Below are 13,321 nucleotides of genomic sequence, written 5' to 3'. Positions count from 1 at the left end.
CCTGTGCCCAAACCCTGTCCCAAGGCCGCGGATGCGGCCCGCCGGCGGTCCGGCGAAGCCCAGCGAACCGGAGGTTCGCGCCCGGCGTCTGAGGGGTGGTGAAGCCGGCCACGGGCATCAACCGATTGCAGCGCGCGGCTTCCCGGCTTACGCAGCGGGGGTGCGCATCCTGTTCGTTTCCTCCACCCGCATCGGCGATGCGGTGCTGTCCACCGGCCTGCTGGCGCATCTGATGGCGCAATACCCGGGCGCGCGCTTCACCGTCGCCTGCGGCCCGGTCGCGGAAGGCGTGTTCACCCGCATGCCGGGGCTGGAGCGGCTGATCCTGGTCCGCAAGCAGCGCCATTCCCGCCACTGGTGGGCGCTGTGGCGCCAGGTGGCGGGCACGCGCTGGGATCTGGTGGTGGATCTGCGCGGCTCGGCCCTGTCCTTCGTGCTGTGGGCGAAGCGGCGGGTGGTGATGCGCGGCGGCCGCCGCCCCGGCCACCGGCTGCTGCATCTGGGCCAGGTGCTGGGGCTGAACCCGCCCCCCCTGCCGGTGGCCTGGTGGAACGCCGAGGACGCCGCCGCCGTCGCGCATCTGCCGCAACGCTTCCTGGCCATCGCGCCCACCGCCAACTGGGCGCGCAAGGTCTGGCCCGCCGAGAATTTTGTGGCGCTGGCCCGGGCGCTGACAGGCCCGGGCGGCGCGCTGGCCGGGCTGCCGGTGCTGGTCCTGGGCGGCCCGGGTGAGGCGGAGGCCGCCATGGCCGCCCCCGTGCTGGCCGCCCTGCCGGAGGCCACGGAGCTGATGGGCCGTCTGACCCTGCCGCAGGTGGCTGCCCTGCTGTCCCGCGCCGCGCTGTTCGTGGGCAATGATTCGGGGCTGATGCACCTAGCCGCCGCCGCGGGCGCGCCCACGCTGGGCCTGTTCGGCCCCACCCCCGCCGACGAATACGGCCCCGCCGGCCCCCGCGCCCGGGTGGTGCTGGCCGACCAGCACGACTACCCCCCCGGCGCCGATGACCTGACGCGCTTCCCCTTCATGGAGAACCTGCCAGTGGAACGTGCCCTGGCCGCCGTCCTGGACCTGCTGCCGGTGCCGGCATGAAGCTCTCGGCCCTGGTCGTCGCCCGCAACGAGGTGGCGCGCCTGCCGCGCTGCCTGGCCGCGCTGTCCTTCGCGGATGAGGTGGTGGTGGTGCTGGACCGCAGCACCGATGCCAGCGCCGCCATCGCCCAGGCCGCCGGCGCCCGCACCTTGGAAGGCGCGTGGGAGGTCGAGGGCGACCGCCGCAACGCCGGCATCGCCGCCTGCACCGGCGATTGGGTGTTGGAGGTGGACGCGGACGAAATCGTGCCGCCCGAACTCGGCGCGCTGGTGCGGCAGACCATCGCCGCCAGCACCGCCGACCGCCACCAGGTGCGCATCGACAACTACATCGGCGAGCGGCTGGTGAAGCATGGCTGGGCCGGCAGCTTCGGCACCACCAGCAAGCCCATCCTGTTCCGGCGCGGGGTGAAGGTGTGGGGGCGGCAGCGCGTGCATCCCTCTCTGCAATGGACCGGCACCGAGGGCGCCAAGATCACCGCCCATGGCATCCGGCATGAGGTGGATGCCGATATCTCCGACATGCTGCGGCGGCTGGATCGCTATTCCAGCCTGAAGGCGACCGATTTGCTGGCTTCCGGCGATATCGGCAGCCTGCCCAACAATATCCGGCGCTTCGTCAGCCGCTTCATCAAATCCCTGGTCAGCCGGGGCGGGTGGCGGGAAGGCGGCTGGGGGCTGCTGCTGGCCTTCTGCGCCGGGCTGTTCCCGCTGCTGTCGCATCTGAAGGCACGGTTGGAGCCGGAAAGGCACAGGCCGTGAGGCTTGTCAGGGGCTCCGCCCCCGACACCCCCGCCAGGACCGTAGCGGCCCTGGACCCCGAACAGTTGGCGCCACATCCTGGCAGCGTGTTTCTTATTGATTTTTATAATATAATTGGCGTCGGACCTGTCAGGATGGGCACCAATCCGATGGGTTCCAAGGGCCTTTCGGCCTTTGGCGGGGTTCCGAGGGGCAGAGCCCCTCGGTGGGGGTCCAGGGGGCAACGCCCCCTGCGGAGCCACCCATGAGGATCGTGCTCGCCACCGAGACCCCTCGCCTGCCGGCCGAACGCGCCCTCTCCGCGCCCTGCGGCGGGGTCGAGATCGCCACCGCCCTGCTGGTCCGGGCCTTTGCCCGCGCCGGGCATGACGTGACCGTGCTCTCCGGCGCCGCCCTTGCCGAGCGCGACGCGGATGGCGTGCTCTGGGCCCCGGCCGCCGAGGGGCCGGCCGATCTGGTCATCGCCAACCGCGCGCCGAAACTGTTCCGTGCCTTGCCGCAGGGCCGGCGGGTGCTGTGGCTGCACAACCCCGCGCGCTATCTGAAAAAGCCGCGCCACATGTGGCCGCTGCTGCTGGCCTGGCCGCGCATCGTGGTGTTGGGGGGGTATCACCGCTCCACCCTGCCGCGCATCGTGGCGGGCCGCGCGGTGGAGATCCCTCTGGCCGTGGCGCCGCCCTTCGATGCCGGCGGGCAGGAGCAGGCGGTGGCCCCGCCCCCGGTGGCGGTCTTCGCCTCCAACCCGATGCGCGGGCTCGATTCGCTGCTGGCGCTGTGGGCCGGGCGCATCCTGCCCGCGGTGCCGGAGGCCCGGCTGCATGTCTTCTCGGGCCCCGGCGTCTATGCCGGGGATGCCAAGCTGGCCGCCCGCGTTGCCCCGGTGCTGGACCGCGCGGCGAACACCCCCGGCGTGGTGCTGCGCGGCCCGCAGCCGAGGGAGGTGCTGGCCCGCCAATACGCTCGCGCCCGGGCCATGCTGTATCTGGGCGATGCCGGGGAGACCTTCTGCCTGGCGGTGGCGGAGGCCCAGGCCATGGGCCTGCCCTGCGTGCTGGGGCTTGAGGGCTCGGTGCCCGAGCGCATCGCCGATGGCGAAACCGGCGTGCTGGCCCCCGACCAGGACCGTTTCGCCGAGGCCGCGATCCGGCTGCTGCGCGATGACGCGCATTGGCGGGCCCTGCACCGCGGGGCGCTGGCGCGCAGCCCGGGGGCGGATTGGAATGAGGTCGCGGCCCGCTTCGTGGAACTCGCGCGATGATCACCCTGCTGACCCAATGCTTCCCCCCCGACCATGGCGGGATCGAGACGCTGATGGGCCAATTCGCCCAGGCGCTGCACGCGGCCGGGCACCCCGTGACGGTGCTGGCCGACCATATCCGGGGCGGCGCGCCGGAGCCAGCCTGGCCGTTTCCGGTGCGGCGCTTCGGCGGGCCGCGCCCCTGGCGGCGCTGGCGCAAGGCACGCGCTGTGGGCGGCGGCCCGGTCATCGCCGACAGCTGGAAATCCCTGGAATCCCTGCCCGCCCGCACCGGCCCCGTGCTGGTGCTGGCCCATGGCAATGAGCTGCTGCGGACGGAGGGCGCGCGGGGCGAGCGCATCCGCGCGGCGCTGGCCCGCGCCACGGTGGTGGCGGCCAATTCGCGCTACACCGCCGGGCTGCTCGCCGGGCTGCACCCCAATGTCCAGGTGATCAACCTGCCGGTCAGCCCGCCGCCGCCCGGCGGCCGCGTGGCCCGGCGCGGCGATCACATCGTCAGCCTGGGGCGCCTCGAACCGCGCAAGGGCATGGACATGGTGATCCGCGCCCTGACCACCCTGCCGGACGCCCGCTACACCATCATCGGCGAGGGCGCGGACCGTGCGCGGCTGGAGGCGCTGGTGCGCGAACTGGGGCTGGAGGAGCGGGTGCGGCTGGCGGGCGCGGTGGACGACACCCGCAAGGCCGCCCTGCTGTCGGCCGCCGACATCTTCGCCATGCCGGCGCGGCGCGAGGGCGCCTCGGTGGAGGGCTATGGCATCGCCTATCTGGAGGCCGCCTGGTTCGGCCTGCCCAGCGTGGCGGGGCTGGAGGGCGGCGCGGCCGATGCCGTGCTGGATGGCGAGACTGGCCTGCTGGTGGATGGCACCGATGCCGAGGCCGTGCGCGGCGCGCTGGCCCGGCTGCTGGCCGATGAGCCCCTGCGCCTGCGCCTGGGGGCGGCCGCCCGCGCGCGGGTGGAGCACGACCTCAGCTGGAAGGCCGTGCTGCCGCGTTACCTGGCGCTGCTGTCAGTTCCCTGACTTGAAGCTGGCGTCGTCGGCGCCGAGCTTGCGCTCGTAATGCTTGGAATATTTGCTGGTGATCAGGTCGGTCTTCACCACGATCGAGACATCGGTGGTGTTGAACGGCACATCCAGCACCGCGCCATCGCCCACGAACCCGCCGAGGCGCAGATAGCCCTTGATCAGCGGCGGCAGGTCCAGCAGGGCGCGCTTGGCGTCATAGGCATCGCGCGGCAGGCGGTCCATCGGCACATAGCGGCTGGGCAGGGCCACGGGGCGGATCTGCTCGGGCGCCAAGTGGTTGTGATACAAATATGAAAGCTGCGCTGCGTTGGCGTCCAGGTCGATTCCGGGCAGGCTGGCGCAGCCGAACATCACCTCGATGCGGTAATGGGATACGTAGGCGGCGATGCCTTCCCACAGCAGCTGCATGGAACCGCGGTTACGGTAATCCACCGCGACGCAGGACCGCCCCAGCTCCAGCACCTCACCGGGGAAGTTTTCCATGCAGGAAATGTCGTATTCGTCGGCGCTGTAGAAGCGGCCGACCTGGGCGGCACCCGCGCGGCGGATGAGGCGATAGCTGCCGACGACCGATTCCTCGCCCTCGCCCTTGTTGTGGTCGAGCACGAGCAGATGGTCCGCGACCGTATCGAACATGTCGGCATCGAGGCCGGTGGCGCGCGCGGTCTCGTCGGGGCTCGCGCCCATTTCCTCGACGAAAACCTTGTAGCGCAGCCGCTGGCTGGCGATGATCTCAGCCTCCCGGTTAGCGATCCGCACGCCGAGGTTGCCGGCGCGGATCTCCTCGAAGGGCAGTGCCATCTACTTCGACTTCTTCTGTTCGGGCCGCCTGGCGAAGAGCTGCAGCCGCACATCAACGAGCTCAAACCCCAGCTTGGCCGCGATTTCGCGGGCCAGGGCCTCATGGGCTTCGTCCTCGAATTCGATCACCTTGCCGGTATCGACATCGATCAGGTGGTGGTGCTGGCCGCGGTCGGTGGGGTCATAGCGCGACCGTCCCTCGCCGAAATCGCGGCGGGCGACGATGCCCTTTTCCTCCAGCAGGCGGACGGTGCGATACACGGTGGCGATGGAGACGCCGGCGTCGAAGGCGACCGCGCGGCGGTACAGCTCCTCCACATCCGGGTGGTCTTCGCTTTCACTGAGCACCCGCGCGATGATGCGGCGCTGGCCTGTCATCTTCAGGCCACGCTCAATACACATCTGCTCGATTCGCGAGGCAGGGCGAATATCGGAATTCGCCCTGGGCCGTCGCGCCGGGCCTGGCTGCGTCATCAACGCCAAGTGCTGTGATCTCCCGCGCTATGGGCGGAACATAATGGTTGTTCCGTCCATCGCAAAGCGGGGATGGCCCGGGGTGGGCCCGATCCGCGCAGGTTCAGCCCTTCGCGCGCGCCGGGCGGCCGCGCGGCTTGGTGCCCAGGCCGATCTGCTTGGCCAGGTCGGAACGCTTCTGCGCATAGGCCTCGGCCACCATGGGGTAGTCGCTGGGCAGGCCCCATTTGTCGCGGTACTGCTCCGGGGTCATGTTGTAGGCGGTCTTGAGGTGGCGCTTCAGCATCTTCAGCTTCTTGCCGTCCTCAAGGCAGATCAGATAATCCGCCGTGACGGATTTCTTCACCGGCACCGCCGGTTCCTGCTTCTTCGCCTCGGGCTCCGGCGCGGGCTTGCCCAGATTGGTCAGCGCATTATGGACCTGCGCGATCAGCCCAGGCAGATCGGCCATGGCAACAGGGTTGTTGGAGACGTGAGCGGACACGATCTCAGCGGTGAGACCCAGGAGATCCTGAGCCGAATCATTCTCTAGCATGGGAGCCATCCCCAGTTTGGATGATGAATACCGATACGGGAAACTCCCGCGTCTACGCAATAGACTATAGAGGTAAAACTTAGCCGTGGAGTGTTGAAAATTATGTCAGAAACGCCGGACCAGCAGATCGATATACGTTCCGAAACATGTCCCATGACCTTTGTGCGCACACGTTTGATGCTGGATCGTATGGCCGCAGGCGAGGTTCTGGAGGTGCTGTACAGCGGTGACGAACCCGCCAAAAACTTACCGAAAACCGTTACTGAACAAGGGCATCGCATTCTTTTGCATGAAAATGGACGCTTAATCATCAGCAAAGGTTGAGGGACAGCAACAATGCGTCAGTCCCATCACTGTAGTAGCGCCGCCTGATGCCGGCTTTTTCAAAGCCTAATAGGTGGTAAAGTTGTAATGCGGCGTTGTTGTTTTCTGCTGCCTCAAGGAAAATTGTTTCCGCGCCATAGGCCTTGGCGACCTGGATGGCGCCGCGCATCAGCGCGGCACCCACCCCCTGGCGCCGGAAGCCGGGGGCCACGGCGATGGTCATCACCTCCGCCTCTCCGGCGATCGCGCGGGCCATGATGAAGCCCTGGCCCGGCACCCACAGCGCGTAGCAGCCCAGGCCCTCCAGCAGTTCCGCCATCGCATCGGCGTCCCAGGCCTCATCGCCGGTGAAGGCGGTGGCGTGCAGCGCGGCCAGGGCCGGCGCGTCCTCCACCCCGGCCGGTACGGGATTGCTCATGTGGTGGCGGGCGCGTCGATATAGAGCGGCTCCGCGGCCCGGCGGGGGCATTGGCCCGCCAGCATGGCCGCGGCCACCCGCGCCACGCCGCGCGCATGGGCCAGGGCGGGCGGCACGGCGCGCGCCACGGCCCCGCGTGCCGCCAGCGCCGCCGCCGCGCGTTCCGCCGCATCGCCCACCAGCAGCACCGGCCCGGCGGGCAGGGGCAAGGCGTCCTCCTCCACCGCCACGGGGGGTTCGCCGGGGCGCTCCAGAAAGATACGGCCGCGCTTGTTGTCCAGCGCGGCCCAGATGGGCAGGTTCGCCGGGTTGTCGGCCTCGGCGGCCAGCGCCTCGCCGGTCGTCACGCCCAGCACGGGCACGCCCAGCGCCAGCGCCAGGCCCTGCGCCACGGCCAGCCCGGCGCGCAGCCCGGTGAAGCCGCCTGGGCCCACCCCGGCCGCGACCGCCGTGACCGCCGTTTGGCCCATCACCTGTTCCACCAGCACCTGTTCCACCAGCACGGGCAGGATGGAGGCATGGCCCCGCGCCTCATCCCGCGCCGCCTCCGCCACCAGCGTGCCGTCCCACAGCGCCACGGAGCACCGCGCGCCCGAGGATTCCAGCGCCAGGATCATCCCAGTTCCACCATCACGGGCACATGGTCGCTGGCTTTCTCCCAGCCGCGCGCTTCCTTCAGCACCTGGTGTTGTTTCAGGCTGGGCGCCAGGTCGGGCGAGACCCATACATGGTCCAGCCGCCGCCCGCGGTTCGAGGCCGCCCAATCCTGCGCGCGGTACGACCACCACGTGTACAGCTTCTGGTCCGCCGGCACGAAATGGCGCAGCGCGTCGTGCCAGTTGCCCTCGTTTTGCCAGCGGGTCAGCGCCTCCACCTCGATCGGTGTGTGGGAGACGACCTTCAGCAATTCCTTGTGCGACCACACGTCATGTTCCAGCGGCGCGATGTTCAGGTCGCCCAGCATCACGCGGCGGGGGGCGCTGGCGCGCGTCCGGGACCATTCCGTGGCCTCGGCCAGGAAATCCAGCTTGTGCGCGAATTTGACGTTGGCCTCGCGGTCCGGGATGTCGCCGCCGGCCGGGATGTAGAAATTGTGCAGTTCCAGCGGGCCCGCCGGGCTGTCCAGCAGCACGCCCAGATGACGGCAATCGCCCTTCAGGCACCAGTCGGGCGTGTCCGGCAGCACGGTGAAGGGGGTGCGCGACAACACCGCCACGCCGTTGTAGCCCTTCATGCCGCGCATCGCGATGTGCTCGTAGCCCAGGGCCTTGATGCCTTCGAGCGGGAACAGCTCATCCGGGCACTTCGTTTCCTGCAGGCAGATCACATCGGGGGACAGCGCATCGCGCACGCCCGCCAGCAGAGGCAGGCGCAGGCGGACGGAGTTGATGTTCCAGGTGGCGATACGCATGGTGATGTCCCGCTTCCTGGGAAGGGGCGCCCTCGCGGCCCCGTGCGGGGGTAAGGGCGGCCCGGAACCGAAAAAAAGGCCCGGGGGAAATTCCTTTCCCCCGGCGCGTCTCAGACGATCTTGGTCTTGATCGTGCCCACGCCCTCGACGAAGCCTTCCAGCACGTCGCCCTTCTGCACGGCGGCCACGCCCTCGGGCGTGCCGGTCATGATCAGGTCGCCGGGGGCCAGCGTCACCAGCTCGGACAGGTTCGCGATCACTTCGGGGATCGACCAGATCAGCTTGGACAGGTCGGAGGTCTGCACGACCTTGCCGTTCACCGTCAGCTCGATCTTGCCCTTGGAGGCATCGACGCCCGCGGCCGGCACCAGCAGGCCCATCGGCGCGGACTGGTCGAAGCCCTTGCCCATGTCCCAGGGGCGGCCGGTCTTCTTGGCGGCGTTCTGCAGGTCGCGCCGGGTCATGTCCAGGCCGCAGCAATAGCCCCACACATGCTTCAGCGCGTCGGCCACCGGAATGTTGGCGCCACCCACGCCGATCGCGACCACCAGCTCCATCTCATGATGCAGCTCCTTGCTCGCGGGCGGGTAGGGCATGTCGGCGCCGCCGGTCACCACCGCGTCGGCGGGTTTGGTGAAATAGAAGGGCGGCTCACGCGTCGGGTCGCTGCCCATTTCGATCGCGTGTTCGGCGTAGTTGCGGCCGACGCAGAAAATGCGGCGCACCGGGAACACCGCATCCGACCCCTTGATGGGGAGGACGGCCTGCGGCGGGGCGGGGATCACGTATTCGGGCATCGGGGCCTCTTTGCGCAAGGATGCCCGCAAGGGTTACCAGCGCCGGGCGCCAACGGGAAGGGCGTACCACTTAAAGTAAAATCTGAGGAACGAGCGCCAGAAGTATCTATTCAACAAAAAAGCGCCCGACCAGGGGGGTGGTCGGGCGCCCATTGTTGTACTTCCGATCGGAATGGTAGGGCGAGCCGGCAGGGGATACCGGGTCGCTCACCGGCGTTCAACAGGCACCGGATGCACGGATACTAGCCCAAGACTCACGGGCTGGCAAAAGCAGAATCGCGTGATGGTTGCATGATTCAACGTCCACGCTTTTTCATCTTCGCGGGGTCGTAGCCGCCGCCGCCGGGGCCCAGCGGTTTTGGCTTCCAATCCGCCTTGGCGCGCTTGGGTTTGGTGCCGGCGGGCGTGCTGTCCTGCAGGGAACGGCCGGCCAGGTTGGGCTGCATGCCGCCATCCAGCCCCAGCTCCAGGTTCTCCAGCCGCTTGATCTCGTCGCGGATGCGCGCGGCCTGCTCGAACTCCAGCTCGGCGGCGGCGGCGCGCATGCGCTTTTCCAGCTCCGCGATGCTGGCGCGCAGGTCCTTGCCGACGAATTCGGCGGTGGCGTCGCCTTCCACCGCCTCCACCGTCACGTAGTCGCCCTGGCTGACATCCTTCAGCACGTCCGAGATCTCGCGCCGGATGGTGGTGGGGGTGATGCCGTGCGCCTCGTTATAGGCGATCTGCTTGGCGCGGCGGCGCTCGGTCTCGCCCAGGGCGTTCTTCAGGCTCTGTGTCATGCGGTCGGCATACAGCACCACCCGGCCCTCGGCGTTGCGCGCGGCGCGGCCGATGGTCTGGATCAGGCTGGTGGTGCTGCGCAGGAAGCCTTCCTTGTCCGCGTCCAGGATGGCGACCAGCGCGCATTCGGGGATGTCGAGCCCCTCACGCAGCAGGTTGATGCCCACCAGCACGTCGAACACGCCGCGCCGCAGGTCGCGGATGATCTCGATGCGCTCCAGCGTGTCCACGTCGCTGTGCAGGTAGCGCACGCGGATGCCGGCCTCGGTCATGTACTCGGTCAGGTCCTCGGCCATGCGCTTGGTCAGGGTGGTGACCAGCACGCGGCCGCCCTGGCCGTTCACCAGGCGGCATTCGGCCAGCAGGTCGTCCACCTGGCCTTCCACCGGGCGGATGTCGCAGACCGGGTCCAGCAACCCGGTGGGGCGGATCACCTGCTCGGCGAAGACGCCGGCGGTGCGCTCCATCTCCCACGGGCCGGGGGTGGCGGAGACGAAGACGCTCTGCGGGCGGAAGGCGTCCCATTCCTCGAATTTCAGCGGCCGGTTGTCCACGCAGCTGGGCAGGCGGAAGCCGTGCTCGGCCAGGATCGCCTTGCGCGCGAAGTCGCCCCGGTACATGCCGCCGATCTGCGGCACGGTCACATGGCTTTCGTCCACCACCAGCAGCGCGTCGCTGGGCAGGTATTCGAACAGGGTCGGCGGCGGGTCGCCCGGGTTCCGACCCGAGAGGTAGCGGCTGTAGTTCTCGATGCCCTTGCAGCTGCCGGTGGTCTCCATCATCTCGATGTCGAAGGTGGTGCGCTGGTCCAGGCGCTGGGCCTCCAGCAGCTTGCCCTCGGCCTCCAGCTCCCGCAGGCGCTCCTTCAGCTCGACCTTGATGCGGGCGATGGCCTGGCTCAGCGTGGGCCGCGGCGTCACGTAGTGGCTGTTGGCGTAGATCGAGACCTTGTCGAGCTCGGCCGTCACCTCCCCGGTCAGCGGGTCGAATTCGCGGATGCCGTCCACCTCATCCCCGAACAGGGAGACGCGCCAGGCCCGGTCCTCCAGCTGCGAGGGCCACAGATCCACGCTCTCCCCGCGCACGCGGAAGGTGCCGCGCTGGAAGGCGTTGTCGTTGCGGCGGTATTGCTGCTCGACCAGCCCCTTGATCAGCACGTCGCGGTCGATCCGCCCGCCGCGCTCCAGCTTCACCACCATGCGGGAGTAGGTTTCCACCCCGCCGATACCGTAGATGCAGCTGACCGAGGCGACGACGACCACATCGTTGCGTTCCAGCAGCGCCTGGGTGGCGCTGTGCCGCATGCGGTCGATCTGTTCGTTGATCTGGCTGTCTTTTTCGATATAGGTGTCGGTGCGCGGAATATAGGCTTCCGGCTGGTAGTAGTCGTAGTAGGAAACGAAATATTCCACCGCGTTGTCGGGGAAGAAGCTTTTCATCTCCCCATACAATTGCGCGGCCAGGGTCTTGTTCGGCGCCAGGATCAGGGTGGGCTTCTGCACCGCCTCGATCACCTTGGCCATGGTGAAGGTCTTGCCGGAGCCGGTGACGCCCAGCAGCACCTGGTCGCGCTCGCCACCCTCCACGCCCGCCACCAGCTCCTTGATCGCCTGGGGCTGGTCGCCATTGGGCTCGAAGGGGCTGACCACCTTCAGGGCCTTGGTGAATTCCGGCACCGGCCGGCGCTCCGGCATGAAGGTGACAGGGGCGAGGACGTGGTTCATCCCGCCAATCTAGGCGCGGCGCGGCGTTTTCGCACCCTGTTCCCGCGATGTTCTTATCGATTTCGCGGCATGGTCAGCCGCAGCACCGCCCCGCCCTCCGCCGCGTGGCCCAGGGCCACCTCGCCGCCCAGGCGCTGGGCGAAGCCCTGCATGATGGTCATGCCCAGGCTGCCCTCGCGCGCCGGCCCCGGGCCTGGGCCGTCGTCGCGCACCGTCAGCACCAGCCGGTCGCCCTCCGGGTGCAGCGTGATCCGCAGATGGCCGGTCCCGCCTTCCGCGAAGGCATGCTTGATGGCGTTGGAACACGCTTCCAGCGCCACCATGGCCAGGGTGGTCGCGCTATCCTGGTCCGGCGGGGGCACCGCCACGGACACCTCCAGCGTCACGTCCTCCATGCCGGCATTGTCCAGCATGTCCCGCGCCAGCCCCTCCAGCACCTTGCCGAAGCCGGCCCCGGCCAGTTCCGGATCATGCAGGCGGCGGTGCACGGCGGCCACGCCGCGCAGGCGCTGGGCGGCGTCGTGCAGCGCCTGCTCCGCGTCCTCGGCGTCGGCGATCGTGGCGGCCTGGATGGAGAGGATGGAGGCGAGCGACTGGATGCCGTTCGCGACCCGGTGCTGCAATTCATGGTACAGGTGCTTCTGGTGGCGCAGCAGGGCCTCCACCCGCTCGCGTTCCCGCGCCAACTCCTCCAGCGTGCGTTGCAGAAAGGCCAGCACCACCGTCTCGCTCACCGACACCGCCAGAAAGAAGCCCAGCGCGATGTAGCCCTGGGGCCAGGGCAGGGCGAAACTGGCGAAGGGCTGCAGGAAGAAATACCATGATGCGAAGAAGGACAGCGCGATCACCAGCACCGCCGGCCGCCAGCCAGCGACCACCGTGGTGACCAAGCCGGCCAGGAAGAAAGTGACGAAGGGCAGATTGCCCATCGCCTCCCCGGCCCAGTAGCGTAGCGCGAAAGCCGCCACGAAACTCAGAAGGCCGAAGCCGAAACCAGCCGCTGGGCGGTCCCGCAGAGGCGAAACCCTCAATATGCGTTGCATGCCAGCAAATGGACCTTGGTGAGACTGCGCGATCTTAACGGAGACACGTTCCGGAACGATAACATGTGTTAATGCGGTGTGCTTTTTGTGGGACAATCAAGCTGTTGTGTCCAATGTGTTTCTCGTAACCCCAGGCGACCCCCTATGCTGCCCTGCCAAGCTTGTCCCTTGCGCGCCCTGTCCGACATGCGGGAATTCACCCCGGAACAGCTGGCTTGGATCAGCCGCCAGAAGCGCGCCGAGTACCCCCATGCTGCCGGCGACACCATCATCGCCGAGGGCGCCACCGACGAGCGCATCTATACGCTGCTGCGCGGCTGGGCCTTCCGCTACAAAAGCCTGCCCGACGGCCGCCGGCAGATCCTGAACGTCCTGCTGCCCGGCGATGTGGTGGGCTTGCAGGCGGAGCTGATGAGCGCCTCCCCCCACGGGGTGGAGGCGCTGACGGAGGTCACGCTCTGCGCCTTCCGCCGCGACATGGTGTGGGAGCTGTTCCGCGATCACCCATCCCTCGCGCTCGACCTGACCTGGCTGTCGGCGCATGGCGAGCGCCTAACCGACGACGTGCTGCTGAGCGTGGGCCGGCGCAGCGCCATGGAACGCATGGCGATGCTGCTGGTGCTGCTGTACCGCCGCGCGGCCAGCAGCGGGTTGAAGCGGCCGGATGGCGGGGTGCCTTTTCCGCTGACCCAGGGGCATATCGCCGATCTGCTGGGCCTGTCGGCCGTGCACACCAACCGCGTGCTGCAGCAGCTGCGGCGTCAGGGCCTGGTCTCCCTGAAGGAGGGCGTGCTGACGGTGGGGGATTTGCGCGCGCTGCGCCGAGTGGCCGACTATTGGGAACAGCCGGCCCCGCGCCGGCCCCTGCTGTAGGACA

At 68.7% G+C, this 13,321-nt stretch carries 15 protein-coding genes; 6 read left to right on the top strand and 9 right to left on the bottom strand.

The genetic code is table 11. The features are described 5' to 3' along the window. The first annotated feature begins 160 nt into the window (after positions 1-160). The 4 genes from GT007_RS13790 to GT007_RS13775 all read left to right on the top strand — a co-directional run bounded on the left by GT007_RS13790 (position 161) and on the right by GT007_RS13775 (position 4,131). A complete protein-coding gene (locus GT007_RS13790; protein ID WP_160122206.1) occupies positions 161-1,090 on the top strand; it encodes a glycosyltransferase family 9 protein in 930 nt (309 codons plus the stop codon). Further along, entirely contained in the window at positions 1,087-1,851 is a 765-nt protein-coding gene (locus GT007_RS13785; protein WP_160122205.1) for a glycosyltransferase family 2 protein, read from the top strand. The genes GT007_RS13790 and GT007_RS13785 overlap by 4 nt, the downstream gene beginning before the upstream one ends. Positions 1,852-2,095: 244 nt before the next feature. After that, entirely contained in the window at positions 2,096-3,109 is a 1,014-nt protein-coding gene (locus GT007_RS13780) for a glycosyltransferase family 4 protein (protein WP_160122204.1), read from the top strand. Next, a complete protein-coding gene (locus GT007_RS13775; RefSeq protein WP_160122203.1) occupies positions 3,106-4,131 on the top strand; it encodes a glycosyltransferase family 4 protein in 1,026 nt (341 codons plus the stop codon). Before GT007_RS13780 ends, GT007_RS13775 begins: the two co-directional genes overlap by 4 nt. Here GT007_RS13775 and GT007_RS13770 read toward each other — a convergent pair. From GT007_RS13770 to GT007_RS13760, 3 genes are all read right to left on the bottom strand, one after another. Beyond that, entirely contained in the window at positions 4,120-4,938 is an 819-nt protein-coding gene (locus GT007_RS13770; protein ID WP_160122202.1) for a GNAT family N-acetyltransferase, read from the bottom strand. The genes GT007_RS13775 and GT007_RS13770 overlap by 12 nt on opposite strands. After that, positions 4,939-5,412 carry a Fur family transcriptional regulator gene (locus GT007_RS13765; RefSeq protein WP_160122239.1) on the bottom strand — a complete coding sequence of 158 codons (474 nt, stop codon included), beginning with the start codon at positions 5,410-5,412 and terminating at the stop codon, positions 4,939-4,941. It lies immediately after the preceding gene. A gap of 103 nt (positions 5,413-5,515) precedes the next feature. Next, a complete protein-coding gene (locus GT007_RS13760) occupies positions 5,516-5,947 on the bottom strand; it encodes a Ros/MucR family transcriptional regulator (protein ID WP_160122201.1) in 432 nt (143 codons plus the stop codon). A 102-nt stretch (positions 5,948-6,049) separates the two neighbouring features. Between GT007_RS13760 and GT007_RS13755 the strand changes: the two genes are divergently transcribed. Beyond that, the gene (locus GT007_RS13755) at positions 6,050-6,271 is read left to right on the top strand and encodes a sulfurtransferase TusA family protein (RefSeq protein WP_160122200.1); all 222 of its coding nucleotides are present in this window, start codon (positions 6,050-6,052) and stop codon (positions 6,269-6,271) included. Here the strand turns inward: GT007_RS13755 and rimI are convergent. The 6 genes from rimI to GT007_RS13725 form a co-directional block, all read right to left on the bottom strand. Next, the gene (gene rimI / locus GT007_RS13750; RefSeq protein ID WP_160122199.1) at positions 6,258-6,689 is read right to left on the bottom strand and encodes a ribosomal protein S18-alanine N-acetyltransferase; all 432 of its coding nucleotides are present in this window, start codon (positions 6,687-6,689) and stop codon (positions 6,258-6,260) included. The two genes, GT007_RS13755 and rimI, sit on opposite strands and share 14 nt — an antisense overlap. Next, complete coding sequence (gene tsaB, locus GT007_RS13745; protein WP_160122198.1) at positions 6,686-7,306, bottom strand: tRNA (adenosine(37)-N6)-threonylcarbamoyltransferase complex dimerization subunit type 1 TsaB; 621 nt, start codon at positions 7,304-7,306, stop codon at positions 6,686-6,688. The genes rimI and tsaB overlap by 4 nt, the downstream gene beginning before the upstream one ends. Then, a complete protein-coding gene (locus GT007_RS13740; protein ID WP_160122197.1) occupies positions 7,303-8,100 on the bottom strand; it encodes an exodeoxyribonuclease III in 798 nt (265 codons plus the stop codon). The genes tsaB and GT007_RS13740 overlap by 4 nt, the downstream gene beginning before the upstream one ends. A 110-nt stretch (positions 8,101-8,210) precedes the next feature. Continuing rightward, complete coding sequence (locus tag GT007_RS13735) at positions 8,211-8,897, bottom strand: fumarylacetoacetate hydrolase family protein (protein ID WP_160122238.1); 687 nt, start codon at positions 8,895-8,897, stop codon at positions 8,211-8,213. A 296-nt stretch (positions 8,898-9,193) separates the two neighbouring features. Continuing rightward, positions 9,194-11,401 (bottom strand): excinuclease ABC subunit UvrB, encoded by a 2,208-nt coding sequence (uvrB, locus tag GT007_RS13730; protein WP_160122196.1) that lies wholly within the window; start codon positions 11,399-11,401, stop codon positions 9,194-9,196. Between the two features lie 53 nt (positions 11,402-11,454). Next, positions 11,455-12,432 carry a sensor histidine kinase gene (locus GT007_RS13725; protein WP_160122195.1) on the bottom strand — a complete coding sequence of 326 codons (978 nt, stop codon included), beginning with the start codon at positions 12,430-12,432 and terminating at the stop codon, positions 11,455-11,457. A gap of 198 nt (positions 12,433-12,630) precedes the next feature. Here GT007_RS13725 and GT007_RS13720 point away from each other — a divergent pair, with 198 nt between their 5' ends. Next, a complete protein-coding gene (locus GT007_RS13720) occupies positions 12,631-13,317 on the top strand; it encodes a Crp/Fnr family transcriptional regulator (RefSeq protein ID WP_201451918.1) in 687 nt (228 codons plus the stop codon). Positions 13,318-13,321: the final 4 nt, after the last annotated feature.

Source organism: Rhodovarius lipocyclicus, assembly GCF_009900765.1.
GTDB classification, from domain to species: domain Bacteria; phylum Pseudomonadota; class Alphaproteobacteria; order Acetobacterales; family Acetobacteraceae; genus Rhodovarius; species Rhodovarius lipocyclicus.
This window is presented reverse-complemented; position numbering and strand designations above follow the sequence as displayed.